The organism is Undibacterium sp. Di26W, from assembly GCF_049340265.1.
Taxonomy (GTDB): Bacteria; Pseudomonadota; Gammaproteobacteria; order Burkholderiales; family Burkholderiaceae_D; genus Undibacterium.
Genome location: NZ_JBMPOR010000018.1, coordinates 119,371 through 138,934 on the forward strand (window position 1 = coordinate 119,371; position 19,564 = coordinate 138,934).

General features: G+C 50.8%; 18 protein-coding genes and 5 tRNA genes. 21 read left to right on the forward strand and 2 right to left on the reverse strand.

Annotated features, from left to right (window positions below):
• The first annotated feature begins 230 nt into the window (after positions 1 to 230).
• From ACO0LM_RS19735 to ACO0LM_RS19815, 17 genes are all read left to right on the forward strand, one after another.
• Positions 231 to 3,104 carry a FimV/HubP family polar landmark protein gene (locus ACO0LM_RS19735; protein WP_423039140.1) on the forward strand — a complete coding sequence of 958 codons (2,874 nt, stop codon included), beginning with the start codon at positions 231 to 233 and terminating at the stop codon, positions 3,102 to 3,104.
• Between the two features lie 70 nt (positions 3,105 to 3,174).
• Complete coding sequence (truA, locus tag ACO0LM_RS19740; protein WP_423039142.1) at positions 3,175 to 3,993, forward strand: tRNA pseudouridine(38-40) synthase TruA; 819 nt, start codon at positions 3,175 to 3,177, stop codon at positions 3,991 to 3,993.
• A 170-nt stretch (positions 3,994 to 4,163) separates the two neighbouring features.
• Positions 4,164 to 5,957 (forward strand): translation elongation factor 4, encoded by a 1,794-nt coding sequence (gene lepA, locus ACO0LM_RS19745; RefSeq protein ID WP_422980645.1) that lies wholly within the window; start codon positions 4,164 to 4,166, stop codon positions 5,955 to 5,957.
• Positions 5,954 to 6,865 carry a signal peptidase I gene (lepB, locus tag ACO0LM_RS19750; RefSeq protein ID WP_422980646.1) on the forward strand — a complete coding sequence of 304 codons (912 nt, stop codon included), beginning with the start codon at positions 5,954 to 5,956 and terminating at the stop codon, positions 6,863 to 6,865. Before lepA ends, lepB begins: the two co-directional genes overlap by 4 nt.
• A gap of 294 nt (positions 6,866 to 7,159) precedes the next feature.
• Positions 7,160 to 7,570 (forward strand): DUF4845 domain-containing protein, encoded by a 411-nt coding sequence (locus tag ACO0LM_RS19755; protein ID WP_423039144.1) that lies wholly within the window; start codon positions 7,160 to 7,162, stop codon positions 7,568 to 7,570.
• A 6-nt stretch (positions 7,571 to 7,576) separates the two neighbouring features.
• A complete protein-coding gene (gene rnc, locus ACO0LM_RS19760; protein WP_423039146.1) occupies positions 7,577 to 8,584 on the forward strand; it encodes a ribonuclease III in 1,008 nt (335 codons plus the stop codon).
• An 18-nt stretch (positions 8,585 to 8,602) separates the two neighbouring features.
• Positions 8,603 to 9,505 (forward strand): GTPase Era, encoded by a 903-nt coding sequence (gene era / locus ACO0LM_RS19765; protein WP_422980649.1) that lies wholly within the window; start codon positions 8,603 to 8,605, stop codon positions 9,503 to 9,505.
• A gap of 8 nt (positions 9,506 to 9,513) precedes the next feature.
• On the forward strand, positions 9,514 to 10,404 hold the full coding sequence (recO, locus tag ACO0LM_RS19770; RefSeq protein ID WP_423039148.1) for a DNA repair protein RecO: 891 nt from the start codon (positions 9,514 to 9,516) through the stop codon (positions 10,402 to 10,404).
• Positions 10,401 to 11,171, forward strand: a complete 771-nt coding sequence (gene pdxJ, locus ACO0LM_RS19775; RefSeq protein ID WP_423039150.1) for a pyridoxine 5'-phosphate synthase — start codon at positions 10,401 to 10,403, stop codon at positions 11,169 to 11,171. Before recO ends, pdxJ begins: the two co-directional genes overlap by 4 nt.
• A gap of 1 nt (position 11,172) precedes the next feature.
• A complete protein-coding gene (gene acpS / locus ACO0LM_RS19780; RefSeq protein ID WP_423039152.1) occupies positions 11,173 to 11,574 on the forward strand; it encodes a holo-ACP synthase in 402 nt (133 codons plus the stop codon).
• Between the two features lie 33 nt (positions 11,575 to 11,607).
• Positions 11,608 to 13,476: an excinuclease ABC subunit UvrC gene (gene uvrC, locus ACO0LM_RS19785; protein ID WP_423039154.1), complete on the forward strand. Its 1,869-nt coding sequence runs from the start codon at positions 11,608 to 11,610 to the stop codon at positions 13,474 to 13,476.
• 246 nt (positions 13,477 to 13,722) lie between these two features.
• Entirely contained in the window at positions 13,723 to 14,307 is a 585-nt protein-coding gene (gene pgsA / locus ACO0LM_RS19790; RefSeq protein WP_422980654.1) for a CDP-diacylglycerol--glycerol-3-phosphate 3-phosphatidyltransferase, read from the forward strand.
• Positions 14,308 to 14,365: 58 nt separating this feature from the next.
• Positions 14,366 to 14,441: transfer RNA gene (locus ACO0LM_RS19795), tRNA-Gly, on the forward strand.
• Positions 14,442 to 14,504: 63 nt separating this feature from the next.
• Positions 14,505 to 14,580 (forward strand) — tRNA-Gly (locus tag ACO0LM_RS19800).
• Between the two features lie 35 nt (positions 14,581 to 14,615).
• A tRNA-Gly gene (locus ACO0LM_RS19805) sits at positions 14,616 to 14,691 on the forward strand.
• A 104-nt stretch (positions 14,692 to 14,795) separates the two neighbouring features.
• Positions 14,796 to 14,869, forward strand: a tRNA-Cys gene (locus ACO0LM_RS19810).
• Between the two features lie 78 nt (positions 14,870 to 14,947).
• Positions 14,948 to 15,040, forward strand: a tRNA-Leu gene (locus ACO0LM_RS19815).
• A 178-nt stretch (positions 15,041 to 15,218) separates the two neighbouring features.
• Here the strand turns inward: ACO0LM_RS19815 and ACO0LM_RS19820 are convergent.
• A complete protein-coding gene (locus ACO0LM_RS19820) occupies positions 15,219 to 15,680 on the reverse strand; it encodes a lysis system i-spanin subunit Rz (protein ID WP_423039156.1) in 462 nt (153 codons plus the stop codon).
• A gap of 5 nt (positions 15,681 to 15,685) precedes the next feature.
• On the opposite strand from ACO0LM_RS19820, the gene ACO0LM_RS19825 reads away from it, so the two are divergent.
• From ACO0LM_RS19825 to ACO0LM_RS19835, 3 genes are all read left to right on the forward strand, one after another.
• Positions 15,686 to 15,886, forward strand: coding sequence for a hypothetical protein (locus ACO0LM_RS19825; RefSeq protein ID WP_423039158.1), 201 nt, complete (start codon positions 15,686 to 15,688; stop codon positions 15,884 to 15,886).
• A 28-nt stretch (positions 15,887 to 15,914) separates the two neighbouring features.
• Positions 15,915 to 16,283, forward strand: coding sequence for a hypothetical protein (locus tag ACO0LM_RS19830; RefSeq protein ID WP_423039160.1), 369 nt, complete (start codon positions 15,915 to 15,917; stop codon positions 16,281 to 16,283).
• Positions 16,284 to 17,060: 777 nt separating this feature from the next.
• Positions 17,061 to 17,528 (forward strand): hypothetical protein, encoded by a 468-nt coding sequence (locus tag ACO0LM_RS19835; protein WP_423039162.1) that lies wholly within the window; start codon positions 17,061 to 17,063, stop codon positions 17,526 to 17,528.
• A 231-nt stretch (positions 17,529 to 17,759) separates the two neighbouring features.
• On the opposite strand, the gene ACO0LM_RS19840 is transcribed toward ACO0LM_RS19835, so the two are convergent.
• Positions 17,760 to 18,014: a hypothetical protein gene (locus ACO0LM_RS19840; protein ID WP_423039164.1), complete on the reverse strand. Its 255-nt coding sequence runs from the start codon at positions 18,012 to 18,014 to the stop codon at positions 17,760 to 17,762.
• 498 nt (positions 18,015 to 18,512) lie between these two features.
• Between ACO0LM_RS19840 and ACO0LM_RS19845 the strand changes: the two genes are divergently transcribed.
• Positions 18,513 to 19,109, forward strand: a complete 597-nt coding sequence (locus tag ACO0LM_RS19845) for a hypothetical protein (protein ID WP_423039166.1) — start codon at positions 18,513 to 18,515, stop codon at positions 19,107 to 19,109.
• The last annotated feature ends 455 nt before the right edge of the window (positions 19,110 to 19,564 follow it).

Genomic DNA, 19,564 nt, shown 5'->3' on the forward strand with positions numbered 1-19,564 from the left:
AATCATTCGGATTTTGGCGAATATCTTTTCACTTGTCATTTAGCAACAACATTTATGCGATATCCTTACATTTAGGGCTTCTTGATGTGTTTACCACTGTGATAAATCGCGTTAAGCTTGCGTGGCAATGTTTGTAATGTTAATGTGAAACATTAGGACGCGTCGCTAAGCATTGAAAAGCGTCACCCAGCGGACTTTGTTCGCCAAAAATTCCCAATATGTCTGACAAAATGCATAATCAAAAAAAATCGTCTGTGATCACCCTGGGACGCAAGGCGTTAAGTATTGCTGTAGCGTCATCCCTGTTTATGTTGTCGAGTGCACATGCTACCGGCCTGGGTAAGTTGACCGTGTTGTCAGCACTGGGTCAGCCTCTGCGTGCAGAGATAGAATTGACCTCTCCCAGCAAGGAAGAGATCGATTCTCTGGTGCCCCGACTGGCGTCGCCAGATGCGTTCAAGCAGGCAAATATAGACTTTAATTCGGCCCTGTTGTCACTGCGTTTTGCGGTTGAACAACGTGGCCATGCATATGTCATTCGGGTCAGTTCCGCACAGGCGATGAATGAACCATTTGTCGACATGTTGCTGGAAATGAATTCCTCCAACGGCAAATTAATGCGGGAATATACCTTCCTGCTGGACCCCGCAGAACTGCGCAATAGCCAGTCTGCGCAAGTCTCCAACCCTATAACCGTTGCTAACCAGCCACAAAATGCTACAGGGAAAAATACTGCTCAAAATAATGGCCGTCAATTAAATGCAGTTGCCAATGCAGCTGCCGGCAGGGCCGCTACCAAAGCAGCGGCCGCCGCTGCACCAGATGGCAATAAAGAAGCCAAAGCAGCTGGCGATTACCAGGTCAGAAAAGGTGACACGCTGGGAAAGATCGCAGGCAGCTACAAACCTGAAGGCGTATCGCTGGATCAGATGCTTGTCAGTTTGTATCGTGCCAATCCCCAGGCTTTCAACAGTAATAACATGAATCGTCTGAAGTCTGGCCAGATTCTGACAATTCCTGATGCTGAATCGGTACGTTCCACGACTGGCAGTGAAGCACACTCCGTTGTGACAGCCCACGCCGCAGATTTCAATGCCTATCGCAATCGTTTGGCTGATCAGGTCGCCAATGCGCCTGCAGAAAAAGCGCCAGCGACCGGAAAACAAAGTGCTGGCGGTGCCATCACGGCCAAGGTCAAGGAAGTACCTACTGCCACCAGCGATTCACCCGATAAGCTGAAACTGTCAAAAGCCAGTCCTGCGGATGCCACAAAAAACGCCAAGGGCAAAGGCGGGTCTGAAGAAGATCGCCTGGCAAAAGAAAAAGCAGCAGCCGAAGCCAGTGCCCGCATGAAGGAACTGGAAAAGAACGTTGGCGACCTGCAAAAATTGTTGGAAGTTAAAAACAAGGATTTAGCCGCAAAACAGGCTGAGCTGAATGCCAAGGAACAAAAATCCAAGGCCAGTGCATCTGCTGCCACTGCACCGGCACCAACCCCGGCCCCGGCACCTGCACCGGTAGCAACACCAGCGCCTGCTCCCGCTCCCGTCCCTGCACCTGCTCCAGCACCGGTCGTTGCCAGTGCAGCAGCCCCTGCAGCCAGCGTGCCGGCACCGGCACCAGCCACTGCGTCGACTGCGGCATCGGTTGCCACACCCAAACCACCGGTCAAGCGCAAACCAGTTGCTCCGCCACCACCTCCGCCAGAACCAGGCTTCTTCGACAACCTGTCTGACTTCCTGTTGCCTGGCGGCGCTGCCATCCTCGCATTGCTGGGTGGATATGGTATCTATACCAGCCGCCGCAAGAAAAAATTGCAACAGTTTGAAGACAGTATCCTGACCGGTTCCAGCATGAAGGCCAACTCCATGTTCGGCTCGACTGGCGGTCAAAGTGTGGATACCAATAACAGTGTGTTCAACTCCAATTTTGCGCCGTCTGCCAGCCAGCTGGATGCGAATGAAGTTGATCCGGTTGCTGAAGCCGATGTCTATATCGCCTATGGTCGTGATTCACAGGCGGAAGAAATTCTGAAAGAAGCATTGCGTACCCAGCCAGACCGTCACGCGGTCAGGGTCAAGCTGCTGGAAATCTATTTTGCACGCAAGGATGCGAAAACCTTCGAGCGTCTGGCCAGTGAGTTGTATGGCATGACCAGCGGTGAGGGGGATGACTGGTCACAGGCAGCGTCCATGGGTATCGTGCTGGAACCAGGCAATCCTCTGTATGCCGGTGGCAAAGCCAAATCGGATACCGCGGCTGGTACGGGCCTGGGTTCTGGTACCCAGCCGCTGGAAGATCTTGATCCGGAAGCCTTGCTGGGCAATTCCCTGTCCCAGGACATGCTGGAAGCCATCAGTATCATCGATACGGCACAACGTGATTCCGGTGCTGCAGCGAAGAAGGCAGAAGCTGCTGAACCTGCAGCAATGGATGAAAGCGCGCTTGATTTTGACCTGGATATCTCGGATGCTGGCGAGCCTATCGTACCAAAAATCCCTGTCGCGGCTGAAAAAGCCAAGCCAGTTGAAGAACCCGTAGCAGCTGACGTGGATTTTGGCACGATCGATTTTGATTTTGCCGTGAAAGAGCCCGAGCTAGCTGCACCGCCTGCAATACATGCTGCTCCAGCGGTAGCCGCGGCAGAAGCAGATAAATTTGATCTGGATCTGGGAATGGATTTTGCCAGCGACAAGGCAGATGCTGCACCTTTGTCCACCTCGTCCAGTGCCAGCGCTGATGCAGCTACTGCTGAACTGGAAAGAGAACTGATGGCTGCACTGTCGGTTGAGCATGAAGCAGAAGCTGCACCTGCACTGAATCTGTCACATCCTCCGGCGGATGCTGGTGCTGCATTCGAATTTGATTTGTCTGGTATCGATCTTGACCTGGCACCTGCGGATGCAACTGCAGCAAGCGCAACAGCGGCGGAAGCAGAAAGCCCTGCGCATAATGCAGAAATGGCAACCAAGCTGGACCTGGCCGTGGCTTACCATGAGATCGGTGACAAGGAAGGTGCCCGCGAGCTGCTGGATGAAGTCTTGAAGGGTGGTACCACAGAGCAAGTGGAAAAAGCCAAGGGGATGATCGCTGAAATGGCGTAACTGGTTTGACTTGAACGCAGCGGGCGCGGCAAATGCTGGCGCCCGTTTTGTTTTTTGATATGGAATTGGTGTGAAACGATTAGTTTTGGGCGTGCAGTATGATGGTAACTCCTGGCATGGCTGGCAAACGCAGCCATCCGGGAATACCGTGCAGGATACGCTGGAGAAGGCCTTGCAGCTATTTACTGGTGCCGCTGATATCCGTGTTACCTGCGCTGGCCGCACGGATGCTGGCGTGCACGGGATAGAGCAGGTCGTGCATTTTGACACCGACCTGTATCGCGCAGAGTATTCCTGGGTGAACGGTGTGAACACCTTCCTGCCGGCATCGGTGGCGGTGCAATGGGCGAAAGAATTGCCCATGGACCCGGAATCTGACGACAACTTCCATGCCCGTTTCAGTGCGCGTGCACGCACCTATCATTATATTTTACATAACTGCAAAGTACGTTCGCCCATGTGGATGAATCGTGCCGGCTGGGTATTTCGCCCACTGGATGTTGAGCGCATGCGTGCCGCTGCGGCACATTTGATTGGCGAGCATGACTTCACATCTTTCCGTGCATCCGGCTGTCAGGCTAAAACGCCGGTGAAGAACATGTACAGCATACAGATACAGCGCCAGGGTGAAATGATCATCTTTACGCTGCGTGCCAGTGCCTTCCTGCACCACATGGTCAGGAATATTATCGGTTCGCTCATCTTTGTCGGCACCGGCAAGCGTGAGCCGGAATGGATGGGCCAGGTGCTGACCAGCCTGAACCGTGAAATTGCCGCCCCCACGTTTATGCCGGATGGCTTGTACCTGGCAAAAATCGATTATGAGGACAAGTGGCAGTTACCGCAAAGAGAGCTGGTGGAAACCCTGGCTTTCTTATCGTTTTTATAGTTTCAGAATTGCATCACTTTGACGATTTCTCGGCTTTCCGGGATGAAATCCGGTAAAATGGCATTTTGCAAAACCCAAACTGAAGGCGCTCGCCTGGGGATTCTTGCCCAGTACGAAGCGCTTTTTTTGTAGCCGGTATTCGCCTCACCTTTGTTTCTTTTGTAATTTCAATGAATAACATCCGCAATTTTTCGATTATTGCCCATATTGATCACGGCAAATCCACACTCGCAGATCGTATCATCCAGATTTGTGGCGGTCTTTCCGACCGCGAGATGGAGGCACAAGTACTCGATTCCATGGATATTGAACGTGAACGCGGTATCACGATCAAGGCCCAGACAGCAGCATTGCATTACAAAGCCAAAGACGGCGTGGTGTATAACCTGAACCTGATTGATACCCCGGGACACGTCGATTTCAGCTATGAAGTCAGTCGTTCCCTGTCGGCCTGCGAAGGCGCTTTGCTGGTGGTGGATGCATCGCAAGGTGTCGAAGCGCAAACCGTAGCCAATTGCTATACCGCCATCGAGCTGGGTGTAGAAGTCGTGCCGGTCCTGAACAAGATTGACCTGCCATCTGCGGACCCGGAGAACGCCTGCAAGGAAATTGAAGAAGTCATTGGTATCGATGCCTCAAATGCCGTGCATTGCTCGGCTAAAACTGGCCTGGGTGTCGAAGAAGTGCTGGAATCCATGATCGCCAAAGTACCGGCGCCCAAAGGTGATCCTACCGCACCGCTGCAGGCCCTGATTGTCGACTCCTGGTTCGATAATTATGTCGGCGTGGTCATGCTGGTGCGTGTCATGAATGGTACTTTGCGCCCCAAGGACAAGATATTGTTCATGGCGACCGAAGCCCAGCATCTGGTGGAAAGCGTGGGCGTTTTTACCCCGAAATCACTGAGCCGTACCGAATTGTCGGCAGGGCAGGTGGGCTTTGTCATCGCCGGCATCAAAGAATTGAAATCAGCCAAAGTCGGTGACACCATTACGGTTGCCAATAAACCTGCTGCTTCACCGCTGCCGGGTTTCAAGGAAGTGCAGCCGCAAGTGTTTGCCGGCCTGTTCCCGGTTGAAGCAAATCAGTATGACGCCTTGCGTGATTCCCTGGAAAAGCTCAAGCTCAATGACGCTGCCCTGATGTATGAGCCTGAAGTCTCGCAGGCGCTGGGCTTTGGCTTCCGCTGCGGCTTCCTGGGTTTGTTGCACATGGAAATCGTGCAGGAACGCCTGGAGCGTGAATTTGACATGGACCTCATCACCACTGCACCAACGGTGGTGTATGAAGTGCTGATGGCCGATGGCACCATCCTGATGGTGGATAACCCATCCAAGATGCCTGAACCATCGAAGATAGAAGAAATCCGCGAGCCTATCGTTACCGTGAACCTCTACATGCCGCAAGAATATGTGGGTTCGGTGATTACCCTGTGTACCCAAAAGCGCGGTGTGCAGCTGGATATGAATTATCACGGTCGCCAGGTCAAGCTGACCTATGAAATGCCGATGGCTGAAATCGTCCTCGATTTCTTTGATCGCCTGAAATCCACTTCACGCGGTTATGCGTCCATGGATTATGAGTTCAAGGAAAACCGTGCCGCTGATGTCGTCAAGGTCGACATGCTCATCAATAGCGAAAAGGTAGATGCACTGGCGATTATCGTCCACAGGGCAAACAGCCATTTCCGTGGCCGTGCCGTGGCCGCAAAAATGCGTGAACTGATCCCGCGCCAGATGTTTGACGTGGCTATCCAGGCCGCTATCGGCTCCAACATCATTTCCCGCGAAAACGTCAAAGCCTTACGCAAAAACGTGTTGGCGAAATGTTATGGTGGCGATATCAGCCGTAAGCGTAAACTGCTGGAAAAACAAAAAGCAGGTAAGAAACGCATGAAACAAGTTGGCTCGGTAGAAATTCCGCAAGAAGCATTTTTGGCGATTTTACAAGTGGATGAAAAATGAGTTTGCAATCAATTTTGGGCAATTTCGCCCTGATTCTGTTTGTTTTGACAATAGTTACCGGCATTATCTGGTTTCTGGACATGTTTGTTTTTTCCAAGCAACGTCAGCAGGTGGCAGATAAAGCCCTGGCTGAACTGGATGCGCGCACTGCCCGCCTGACTGCTGATGGTATTCGCGTTGACGAAAATGGCCGCCAGGAACTGCAAGCCAAATTACTGCGTCAGCCAATCTGGATCGAGTATTCGGGCAGCTTTTTTCCTGTCATTGCACTGGTGTTTTTCTTGCGCTCCTTCCTGTTTGAGCCGTTCAAGATACCCTCCAGCTCCATGTTGCCTACCTTGTTTGTTGGTGATTTGATACTGGTAAATAAATTTACCTTTGGCGTACGTTTGCCCATAATCAATAAAAAAGTCATTGAGATAAATGACCCAAAAAGAGGGGATGTCATGGTATTTAAATACCCTGTTGACCCTACTGTGGACTATATTAAACGTGTGGTTGGCGTGCCTGGTGATAAAATTGTGTATAAAAACAAACGCTTATCGATCAATGGTAATGAGCTTTCGTATGAAAACCGACCAGATTTTCTGGATGAAGAGCGCTTGAGTTATTTCAAGCAGTACAATGAAAATCTGACGGGTGTTTCTCACAATATCCTCAATGATGAGCAGGCGCCGACATTTGTGAATGGCCCGCATGATTTCCCGGGGCATGAGTTGTGCACCTATGGTAACGATGGCTTTGCCTGTACCGTACCAGAAGGGCAGTATTTCATGATGGGCGACAACAGGGATAACAGTCAGGACAGCCGTTACTGGGGTTTTGTACCCGACAAGAATATTGTTGGTAAAGCGTTTTTCATCTGGATGAATTTAGGCAATATCAAGCGTATTGGTAGTTTTCACTAAGAACCTGTTTACGATCTGTAGCGAGCGAGCGTCAGCGGGGTGAAGAGCAGCGCAAAAAGCGGAGTGTACTCTGGTACATGAGCATTTTGAGCAGCACATGAGCCCCGATCACGCTCGCGCAGTAAGATCGTAAGCAGGTTCTAAAGAATCGCTGCGGTAGTTCGTTGGCGACCCAATGTGGATTCCAAAAGCGAGCCTGCTACGCAGGTCTGGCTTCCTGGTACACAATAAGGTCGCTCGCGATACTTCTTCAGTATGTTCTCAAGCTTCAATCTTAATCAGGAACTGAAATCTATGTCATACACACCTTATTCCACTCTGCACAGGCAAAAAGGCATCTCTCTGATCGGTTTGATCCTTTCCCTGGGCGTGCTTATTCTGCTTGCCATGCTGGCTATGAAAGTGGCACCGACCGCGATTGAATACAATTCAATCCGCAAAGCCATCGTCACCGCAAAAAATGCAGGCAGCACCATCAGGGAAGTGCAGGTCTCTTTTGATAAACAGGCCGAAGTGGGTTATTTCGATGCGGTAGCAGGCAAGGACCTGGTCATCGTCAAAAATGGTGAGGAAATAGAAGTCAGCTTTTCGTACGACGTAAAAATCCATTTGTTTGGCCCCGCCAATTTATTGATGGAATACTCGGGCACGACCGCGAAAAGTGGGATTGTTGCCACAAAGCCAGTAAAGGCAGAAAATAAGTAAGCTCGTATGAATCAACAACTATTGCAGAAAAGGCTGGGGCACCAGTTTAGCAACCCCGCTTTATTGCAGCAGGCTCTGACACATCGTAGTCACAGTGTTTTGCATAATGAACGCCTGGAATTTCTGGGTGATTCTGTCCTGAATTGTGTAGTAGCTTCCTTGTTGTTTGATAGTTTTGCAAATATCGACGAAGGCGACTTGTCCAGGGTGCGTGCCAATCTGGTCAAGCAGCAATCGCTGTACGAAATTGCACAAAGAATAGAACTGTCGCAGTTTTTGCGTCTGGGTGAAGGCGAGTTGAAGTCCGGCGGTTTCCGTCGTCCGTCAATTCTTGCCGATACCCTGGAAGCGCTGTTCGGTGCCATCTTTCTGGATGCCGGTTTTGATGCAGCGCGTGAAGTCATACGCGCCCTGTATGCACCGGTACTGGCAACGGTAGACCCGACCACCCTGGGCAAGGACGCCAAGACCCTGTTGCAGGAATTCTTGCAAAGTAAAAAAATCGCCTTGCCACAATACAATGTGGTGGCCACGCATGGTGCTGCGCATAATCAGGAATTTGAAATTGAATGCCTGGTGCCCAAGCTGGAAATACAGGTATTTGGCACTGGCGGCAGCCGTCGTGCCGGTGAGCAGGCCGCCGCTAAACTGGCGCTGGAAACAGCGCTGGCCATGTTGGTGCGTTCGCCCGCAAGCAAGAAAACCAAGCCACGTGCATCACAATTAAAACTGGCTGGCATTGCGACCGTGCAGACAGAAGCAGTGCCAGAAGCCAAGCCACAGAGCGCAAAACAAAAAAACCTGCTTGAAGCAGAAGCCACCAGAGCTGACACGCCAAAAGCAGAACTAGTCAAGATAGAGAAAGCTGAAAAAGCCGCTGACAAGCTTGCCGATAAAGCGACTGACAAAGCGACTGAAAAGGCTGCAGATAAAGTAGCAGACAAGGCCGCTGGCCAGGCTGTGAATGAAGCCCTGACGACCCTTGATCTTGACCCACATCCTAAAACTGCCTGACGACTGCCTGACGACCGCATGACTGAATTAATAGACAATCCTGATTTCCGCTGTGGTTATATCGCCATCGTCGGGCGACCTAACGTCGGTAAATCGACCCTGATGAACGCCCTGATCGGCGCCAAGGTCAGCATTACCTCGCGCAAGGCACAAACGACGCGCCATCGCATTACCGGCATACAGACCAAAGACAATACCCAGTTCGTGTATATCGATACGCCGGGCTTCCAGACCCGTCATTCGAATGCACTGAACCGCACGCTGAACCGCACCGTCACCACCACACTGACAGCCGCAGACGTAATTTTGTACATCATTGAAGCGGGCACCTTTGGCCCGGCCGACCAGCAAGTGATTAATTTGCTGCCGAAAGACGTGCCTTGCATCCTCGTCATCAATAAATCCGACCGCGTCAAAGACAAGGCCGTGATGATGCCGTTTGCCCAAAAAGTGGCGGCCCTGCATAATTTTTCTGCGATTGTGCCGGTGTCTGCCACCTTGCGCTTCCAGCTGGAAAACCTGGAAAGCGAAATCCGCAAATACCTGCCGCTGAACCCACCGATGTTCGGCGAAGACGACATCACCGACCGCAGCGAAAAATTCCTGGCAGCAGAAATCGTGCGCGAAAAGCTGTTCCGTTTTGTTGGCGATGAACTGCCTTATACCAGCACCGTGCTGATAGAAAAGTTTGAACAAGAAGGCAATCTGCGTCGTGTGTTCGTCGCCATCCTGGTGGACAGGGATGGCCATAAATCCATGGTTATCGGCAACAAGGGCGCGCGCCTGAAAGACATCTCCACCCAGTCACGTCAGGACATGGAAAAACTGTTTGGTGGTCCCGTGTATCTGGAAATCTGGATCAAGGTCAAATCTGGCTGGGCAGACAATGAAGCCGGTTTGCGTGCTTACGGTTACGAGTAAATCCACCCATGGATGAGCAGGCAGTCGCCGTGCCGGAAGACAGCGCCGTTGCAGACAAGGCAGCGGCTGTACAGCCAGCGCCGCCTGCTGCAAAAAAAACTGCCGCACGCTCACGTGCACCTAAAGTAACACCGGCAAACTCGGCAACCCCAGCCACCCGGCGTGCTGCCAGCAAATCCCCCGCCAAAGACTTGCGCATACAGGAACAGCCAGGCTTTGTCCTGCATTCCTGGCCGTACAAAGAAACCAGCCTCATCATCGATGTATTGACGCGTGACCATGGCCGCATCGCCCTGGTTGCCAAGGGGGCAAAGCGCCCGCATTCGCAATTGCGCAGCGTCTTGCAGACTTTCCAGCCACTGCAACTGGGCTGGACAGGCAAAGGCGAAATCCGCACCCTGACCACCGCAGACTGGGTAGGCGGCATGCTGCCGCTAGAAAAATCTGCCTTGCTGTGTGGCTTTTACCTGAATGAATTATTGGTCAAATTTCTGATGCGCGATGAAGCGCATCCGGATTTGTTTGACCTGTATGTCTCCACCCTGAATCAGTTGGCCCATGATGAACCGGCCACCATCGTCCTGCGTCGCTTTGAGCTGGCATTGCTGCGCGAATCCGGCTTGCTGGGTGACCTGACACGTTGCACGCAACAACGTGAACGCGTGCAGACAGAACAGTTCTATGTGCTTGACCCCGAACGTGGCCCCAGGCCCGCCATGCCAGCCGACACCGTACCCAGGGTCAGCGGCAAGACTTTACTGGCCATGCAGCGCGGCGACTATACTGAACAAAGCACGCAATTGCAAAGCAAGCTGCTGATGCGTTTTTTGCTTGCCCATCACCTGCATGGCGCAGCGCTGAATACCCGGCAAATACTGATCGATTTGCAGAACCTATGAATATCCACCAACAAAGCCAGTTGATAGAACTGGGCGTGAATATCGACCACGTCGCCACCCTGCGCAATGCACGCGGCACAAGCTATCCCGACCCCTTGCAGGCAGCCTTGCTGGCAGAAGAGGCAGGGGCAGATTGCATCACCCTGCATCTGCGTGAAGATCGCCGGCATATCCGCGATGCAGATGTGGAACAACTGCGCCCACGCCTGCTGACGCGCATGAACCTGGAAACCGCCGTTAATAACGAGATGCTGGATTTCGCCTGCCGCATACAGCCGCAAGATGTCTGCCTGGTACCAGAACGCCGCGCAGAAGTCACCACCGAAGGTGGCCTCGACGTTGCCCGTGACTTTGCCAAAGTGCAGGCAGCAGTCAGGCAATTGCAAGCCGCAGGCATACGTGTATCGCTCTTCATCGATGCAGATGAACAGCAAATACAAGCCAGTGCAGAGTCAGGTGCCAGCGTGATTGAAATCCACACTGGCCGCTATGCCGAAGCCGCTGATGCTGCATTGCAGGCGCAAGAACTGGCACGCATACAGCAGGCAGCCATTGCCGGTATACGCCATGGTTTGAAAGTGAATGCCGGTCATGGCCTGCATATGGCCAACACCGCCGCCATTGCTGCCATTCCAGAAATTTCAGAATTAAATATCGGTCATGCCATCGTTGCCCAGGCCCTGTTTGTCGGTTGGCAAAAAGCCGTCAGCGACATGAAGGCCCTGATGGTGAAAGCACGACTGGCCACATTACACAAAGTAGCCTGACATGATTTACGGCATAGGCACCGACATCGTACAAATCTCGCGCATGCAAGATGCCTTGGTGCGTAACGGTGAACGCTTCGCCGAAAAAATCCTGGGGCCAGAAGAATTAATTATTTATCGTGAACGCAAGGCCCTGGTTGAAGCCCGTGGCCTGCGTTATCTGGCTACCCGCTTTGCAGCAAAGGAAGCGTTTTCCAAAGCCGTAGGCATGGGCATGCGTGCCCCCATGAACTGGCATGCTGTGCAGACAATGAATAATGAGCAGGGTCAGCCCGTCATACAGAGCTATGGCGACATGCTGCACTGGATGCAAGAACGTGGTCTTAATGCGCGTATCTCGGTCAGTGACGAAACCGATTATGCCATCGCCTTTGTGGTCATTGAACAATCCCTGCTAAAGTAGCGACTTCCACAAGCGCTGCAGATTGATTGCATCATGACCGAACCCCACATTTCAGAAGCACGCCAGCAAGTGCTCGATCTGGTTGCCAAGTTACCCAACCTGCCGGGTGTGTACCGCTATTTTGATAGCAATGACCAGGTGCTGTACGTGGGCAAGGCACGTGATTTGAAAAAACGCGTGTCCAGTTATTTCCTGAAAAACCTCTCCAGCCCGCGCATCGCGATGATGGTAGAGAAAATCGCCAAGCTGGAAACCACCGTCACCCGCAGCGAAGCCGAAGCCCTGATCCTTGAAAACAACCTTATCAAGGCATTAAAGCCACGCTATAACATCGTATTCCGTGATGACAAGTCTTACCCCTACCTGAAAATCACCTCAGAAAAAACACCACGCATGATGTATTACCGTGGCGCGATTGATAAGAAACACCAATACTTTGGGCCTTTTCCTTCAGTCTGGGCAGTCAAGGAATCGATGCAGATCTTGCAGAAAGTCTTCTTGCTGCGCAGTTGTGAAGACAGCGTGTTTTCCAACCGCACCCGCCCATGCCTGCTGCACCAGATCAACCGTTGCAGCGCACCTTGCGTCAATATCATTGCGCCAGAAGACTACCAGCAAGACGTCAACCATGCCGCCGACTTTTTGCGTGGTCGCCAGCTCGAAGTCATGCAGACCCTGGAAAAGAAAATGCTCGATTTTTCCATGGAACTGAAATTCGAACAGGCCGCCATGGTGCGCAATCAAATGCAGGCCCTGTCCAAAGTCCTGCATCAACAAAGCATGGAAACCGCAGGCGATGTCGATATCGACATCCTGGCCGTGGTGGTGGAGGGCGGTCGCGCCTGCGTCAACCTGGCAATGGTCAGGGGCGGGCGACACCTGGGTGATCGTGCTTATTTTCCCACCCATGTGGATGATGCTGTCAGCGTCGCAGAAAATGAAATCGAGATTGAAGTCATCTCTGCCTTTCTGGCACAACACTATGTCGATCAATTCATCCCATCCACCCTGGTGATGAATGTGGAACTGGATGCACCTGACCTGATGCTGGCGCTGGCCGAGCAATGCGGTCACCGCATTCATTTATCCTTCCAGCCGCAAGAGCAACGTCGCGCCTGGCTGGACATGGCCGTCAAAGGGGCCAGGCTGGCACTGGCCCGCATGCTATCAGAGCAGGGTTCGCAACAGGCACGCACCCGCGCCCTCAGCACCGTGCTGGAACTGGAGGTGGAAAACCTCGAAGAACTGCGCGTCGAATGTTTTGACATCAGCCACACCCAGGGCGAAGCCACCCAGGCATCCTGCGTTGTGTTTCACCACCATGCCATGCAAAATGGTGAATACCGCCGTTTCAACATCAAAGACATTACCCCCGGCGATGATTATGCCGCCATGCGCCAGGTCTTGTTCCGCCGCTATGAAAAAGTCGCCAGCGGTGATGAAGCCAATGAACGCCGCATGCCCGATATCGTGCTGATAGACGGCGGCAAAGGCCAGGTCGAAATGGCAAGGCAGGTTTTTGTTGAACTGGGGCTGGATATCGGCCTCATCGTTGGCGTGGCAAAAGGCGAGGGCCGCAAGGTCGGCCTGGAAACCCTGGTCTTTGTCGATGGCCGTGAAGAAAAAGAACTGGGCAAGGAATCAGCCGCCCTTATGCTGATTGCCCAGATCCGCGACGAAGCCCACCGCTTTGCCATCACCGGCATGCGTGCCAAGCGCGACAAGGCCAGGCAGACCTCGCAACTGGAAGAGATCGAAGGCATAGGCCCAAAACGCCGCCAGCGCCTGCTGGTGCGTTTTGGTGGCTTAAAAGGCGTCAGCGATGCCAGCGTCGCCGATTTGGCCAGCGTCGAAGGCATTTCTCGCCAATTGGCAGAAGAAATTTACAAGCGGCTGCGATAGAGAAATATAATTGCGGCAGGCGCTAGTGGACTGTAACAGTGAAAAGCGAAGTGAAGGACATGTGCCAGGCGAACCAGGGCAAGGCTGGGTTTGCAACAGCACGCAGCGATAGCGGGGCTATCGCGAGTATTTGCAACGCTGCCATGGTCGGCGCGCGCATGGCAGGCACTTCGCTTTTCACTGTTACAGTCCACTAACATTGTAGCCACTGTTCCTGTAGCACATTCTGAATAAGAACCAAAAAACATGCCTTTCAATTTTCCTATCCTGCTGACCTGGCTGCGCGTGGCGCTGATACCGCTGGTGGTCGGTGTTTTTTATCTGCCGGACGTCTGGTTGAGCCCCTTTGAAAAAGGCCTGGCATCCACCACGATTTTTATCGTGGCTGCCGTCACCGACTGGTTTGATGGCTTCCTGGCACGCCGCTGGAATCAAACATCCTCATTCGGGGCCTTTTTAGACCCTGTGGCCGACAAACTGATGGTGGCCGGGGCCTTGCTGGTGCTGGTGCAGCTCGACCGCGTCAACGCCGTTATCGCCTTCGTCATCATCGGTCGCGAAATCACCATCTCTGCCTTGCGCGAATGGATGGCCCTGATCGGCGCCTCCAAATCCGTGGCAGTCAGCTCTTTAGGCAAGATCAAGACCACTGCACAAATGGCCGCCATCCCCATGCTGCTGTACTATGACATGCTGTTTGGCGTGTTGGACACCAAGATACTTGGCTCCTGGTTATTGCTGGTGGCCGCCGTGCTGACAGTGTGGTCCATGTTCTATTATTTGCGTAAAGCCTGGCCACTGATCAAGGAAACCACCGACAAAATGGAATAAGCGTGGAATGAGCAGTTGACAGAAATGGCGGTTCGTATATAATTCTGGTCTTCGCAACGCGGGAGTAGCTCAGTTGGTAGAGCGCAACCTTGCCAAGGTTGAGGTCGAGAGTTCGAGACTCTTCTCCCGCTCCAAAAACTTTTTGGACGGCAGCGAAAAGTAGTACGGAAATAAAACGGCAGCACAGTAGTAAAAATGCGGGAGTAGCTCAGTTGGTAGAGCGCAACCTTGCCAAGGTTGAGGTCGAGAGTTCGAGACTCTTCTCCCGCTCCAAAATGGCGTAGTACCTGACGTATCAGCAATACAATGCGGGAGTAGCTCAGTTGGTAGAGCGCAACCTTGCCAAGGTTGAGGTCGAGAGTTCGAGACTCTTCTCCCGCTCCAGATTCTGAAGGGAAGCATGGCTTCCCTTTTTTATTCAAGTTGCACCGCATTTCAGCGATAATGAAGCGTGATGAAAATCACCCAGATGCTGAGGTAGCACCCCTGGCGGGGTAGCAAAGTGGTTATGCAGCGGCCTGCAAAGCCGTAGACGCCGGTTCGATCCCGACCCCCGCCTCCAAATACAAAAAAGCGCTTTAGAGCGCTTTTTTTTCAGAACTGACATTAGCCATTCGCTAATGTATAGTTGTAGTAGTGGGCCCGAGTGGTGAAATAGGTAGACACATCGGACTTAAAATCCGCCGCTTCGTTAATAGCGGGCGTGCCGGTTCGATTCCGGCCTCGGGCACCAACCACTATATAAATAATCGCTATTAAATGCGATTAAAGGCAATGAAATCAGTAGGTTAGCTACTTCGTGATACGTTACATGCGAGTAGCAAATCGGGTTAAATTGTACTAAGTAAATTTAGCAAATCCCCCGAGTTCCCCCGCCTTATCCCCCGAAGGGATGTTAGCACATCGCAGGGCTACTTGCCTTTTATGCTAAGAATCGCACTCAGGGCGTTGTAGCTGTCGATGCAGAGATTTGTCCTCCGCACCTCGCTATCAGCGTCTGTGGCGATGCCGACAAGAGCGTCAGCAACCTCTGGCAGTATGTCGGCTCGTTCTTGGTCGCCAGTTCCGCTGGCAACGCCGGTATCGCCACAGGTGGGGCGATGACCACTGGTTGCGATTGACAGCCTGACAGCACCACGGCGCACATCAGCACGCAAAGAATCTGTTTGTATTTTTGCATTTTTTGTTACCTCGTCGTTATCAAGTTGCAATTTGCTGATCGCACGTTGCAATTCACGTTCCTTTGTACGTGCCTGGTCCACGGCTTCTGCCCTGGCATGTGCCAATTCGGCATTGATGCTTTTCCGTTCAACATGTGCACCATGCCAATCGCCAGCGAAGTAGGCCAAAGCCACAATGCCGATGGTGGCCATGCGTCATGAGGAAAACTGATTACACCTTGCTTGCGCGGATCGTAAGCCAGGAATTCGACAACATACATGCAGTGGATAAATCCGGTGCTGTACATGCCGAATTCGCCAGCGGTTACCGCGAAGCGCTGTTAGCTGTTGCTAATAAGTTTTCTGATGACGCCAGCATAAAAAAGGCTGAGTTCTTGCTGGCTTGTGGTATAAAATAAACAATTCCTTTTCGGGGGGGGGCTGTTTATGGACTGGAAGTTTTTGCTTTCTTCAGTTGTTGCTGTCGTTGCCGGATTGGGTAGCGCTGCTTATCTACATCCTAAATCTTTTGGGATGATAATGCAGCCTATCCTTAAGTTTTTGTACATCGTAATTTTCCTTGTTTCAATTGGCGTTTTTGTAGGGGTTTTAAGCGCACACGATGCTCTTGCCCCTTTCTTAGATCCTAAAAGATTGGATGATGTTAAGAAGGCGCTTTCATCTTCAATGGATATCTACCAGTATGGTTACTTCACGGCCATTTTTTTGTTCAGTCTCGAAATTGGATTGAGCCACATATCTAGGAAAGCTGAAGAAATAAAAAAAGCTGAAGAAGCCCAAAAAGAAAAGATTTAGTTTAAAACCAAGGCTTTACCGATAGCCTACCAAAAATCGAAAAACGCTAGGGCGTGATGTTGATTGAATTCAGCATTACGCCCTAGCGTTTTTTACTTTCTGGCCCCGTGCTTTTTACACGATCCAGAAAGGAAAGCGCGCGGATTTATGCATCATCGGTCGTTTAGCAAAGTTTAAATGCAAGTAGGAATAGGGCGATTTAATGCGTGCATCCAGGCGGTTTATTTTTCTGGGGTTATGCCGGTATGACTTGGCAAAAACAGTGTCGCTGGTCTGCTATCGCCTGCCGTTGTGGATGCCTCTTTCCTGGCCTGGTAGCGCTTGCCTGGTGCGCTTCATTTTCAGGGGTTAATGTCTGCATTTTTCTCTAGGGTTTCGCCACGACCTACCGGTTTTCTGCCCTTACCATCGGTGGTATTTTTCATAGACAAATGATGCATTTTCCAAATACCTATCCGGTCCAAAATTCTAAAAGCTATCCGGTCCAAAAATTTGGATGTCGGCCCCTCACAAGTTTCAAAAAGGTATCCGGTCCAAATTTTAAAAACATACCCGGTTCAATTCAAAAAGTGGAAAAGCGCCCGAACTTCTTGGGTTCCTCAAAAGCGCTCTTTGATTTCCATATTTGCAATTAAATTTGAGTTTTACGAAATTTAGCAAAACGTAATATCGGCGTTTTGAGCAATCTAAATCAGGTAGCATGTATCGGCGTAGCCACTAACCTCTGACAAAAAACTCCATTCGCGGCGATCGGCAGCTCTTATGGACTGTCGCTCAATGACTTTTGCAAGTAGCTTAAGCGCCTATTGCGACATGGAACTCTTTAAGGGATTGAGATTACCAATTGGCTGGGCAATTTTCAGCCCTGCTAATGGGAGTAAGGCTCATATTCAGTTGGGGTTCTATCCCGCCGTAGACTCAACCGGCGTAGTAAAATTGAAGAGTACGTTGAAGAAGTCGGACATGGGCAGCTATGTTGCTGTTGTCATAGGTGTTGGCACGGCTCTTGAAATCTTCGGGGTTACAGCATGGATAGGTTTCCTAATCGATGTCGTCTTGGCGGGCATTCTCAGTAATGGTTTGCCAATCCAACTGAAAAAGGAAATTGGAAAGTACATGGGAGATAAGGAATGGAAGCTCTTCGATGCAGCTCCAATCCTAGATCCACGAGCTTACCCAGACTTTTTCTCCCCGTTCTACACAACTCCCACGAGCCTTCTGACTGGATTTTCCTATGATAATTAAGTGACCAGTTTCTGCACATCGTCTTGCGTGCAAATTGGCTGTTCTGCCGATGCAGTGGAAAGCAAATGTGACCCATTTGCGATGGCAAATGTTTCACTTTTTCGATTTTGTGCTCCATCCAAGTGATACGTCTTAGCTGTTTAGTATCGTGCGATCAGCCCGTGTAGGTGCGATTAGTGAAACGTAATCGCACGCACGTCGAGACTGAAAGTATCAATAACCATCACTAAATCATGCGTACGAAAACGTGGGGCTATTCGCACCTACGCGGGCTGAATTGACGCTGTCAGAGCCGACGATCACGCCGAGAAAGTATTCGTCATCGCTTGCCTTCTCCATGTTGTGCTGGGCGCAGGCTGGAACCGTCAGCAGTTCCCGGCGCAAGTCGACGCCGATTGGCAGATCCTTCTGTTTCGGGAACAGGCAGCGTGGCGGTACGTGTTCTACACTGACCGCAACCTCATCACACATATAGCAGCTCACCATGGCATCTGATCCTGTGAAAACCCTACTAGGGAACCACCGCAGGTGCCGCAAATGCCGCACGCGATGTGAAATGAGGAAACAGCCAGATGATTACATTCGTCTGCCTATGGGAGTGGTCTTGTATCGTTACGCACTAGTTACGCGCTACCCGACCATAGGAAACCTATGGACGTAAAAAAACCACGACTTACGGGCGCGGGTGGTTGGCCGCTGATGGGGTAAGGTGTGTTCAGCACCTAGCGCAAGGATAGCGCAGGTTTGGGTGTTTTGGCAATGTGTATGGTTGTAGATTGTTAAGGTATGTAATTAACACCAGTTAACCATTGGTACGCAGATTTATTTTGCAAAATTTGCAAGAAGGATTGAACATGCATAATGTCTTATTTGTGAAAAGAATTCACTGGCAAATAAGGTAAGTAGTTGCGATTTTGGTAATTTTCCTTGGCTTTAAAAATTGCTACGTATTTACGTCTATCAAATTAATTGGGGGAGAACAATATGGAGGCATGGCAAACGATAATACTAGCGTTTGGTGGAAACGCTGCACTTCTTGCAGTTCTGGGAATTATTGGCAAGTCGTTGCTAGAAAAACTTATTCTTCGCGATACAAAGCTTTTCGAGAGCGAATTGCAGCGTAAAACTAATGAGCATCAAGTTCGATTCTTGCAGCTTCACCAAAAGCGTGCGGCAGTTATCGCTGAACTTTATGGGCTTCTGGTTGAATCACTTTGGGCTGTAGAAAGTTTTTTGTCACCCATGGAATGGGTCGGCGAACCAACTAAGAAGGAAAAACATATTGAAGCAAATAACAAGCTTGCTGAAGTCTATCGGTTTTTCGATAAAAACCGAATTTACCTACCCCCTGATATATGCAAATCACTTGAGGAATTGATCTCCAATGCGAGAACTCAAGTCATAAAATTTGGTATATGGGTCAAGTACGAAGAATCTCAATTAAGCCCTGAGTCCCAAGAACGGAAGTATGCAGACTGGGATGCTGGTTATGAAGTTATTAAAACGCAAGTGCCAGCTGCCAGAATAAGCCTTGAAGATGAGTTTCGTAAGCTGTTAGGGGCTACGCAATTAGTGGTTTAAAGGTAGGGGTGTTTTCAAACAGATAAATTGTGAGGTGACTGTGTATTCAAAAATAGAATTCTTGCCATATGATTCGGAAAATGCACGAAAATTGCTAGACGCATTAGGTTCTGAGCTTCGCCATAAAAACAGATTTCGAATTTCAGATCGCGCAGCTACATTAGCAGGTAGATTTATTGATCATTATCTAAATACTTCAACAGCGACAGTTCCAGTTGGTAGCGTTTTCAAACGTGCTCGAATCAATGAGGTTGGGCAAAATAATTCATATGAGATTGGAAAAATGGGAGCCCCCCGAATCCGTCGTAACTTCTGGGCGCATAAACCCTTGTAGTGGTCTAATAATAACGGACACCGAGATAGGTGGGATAATTCACTTATTGAGGAAAAGAGATGAAAGCAAAAAGAAGAACATTTGAGATTGGCTTTAAGTTGCAAGTTGTCCGTATGGTGAC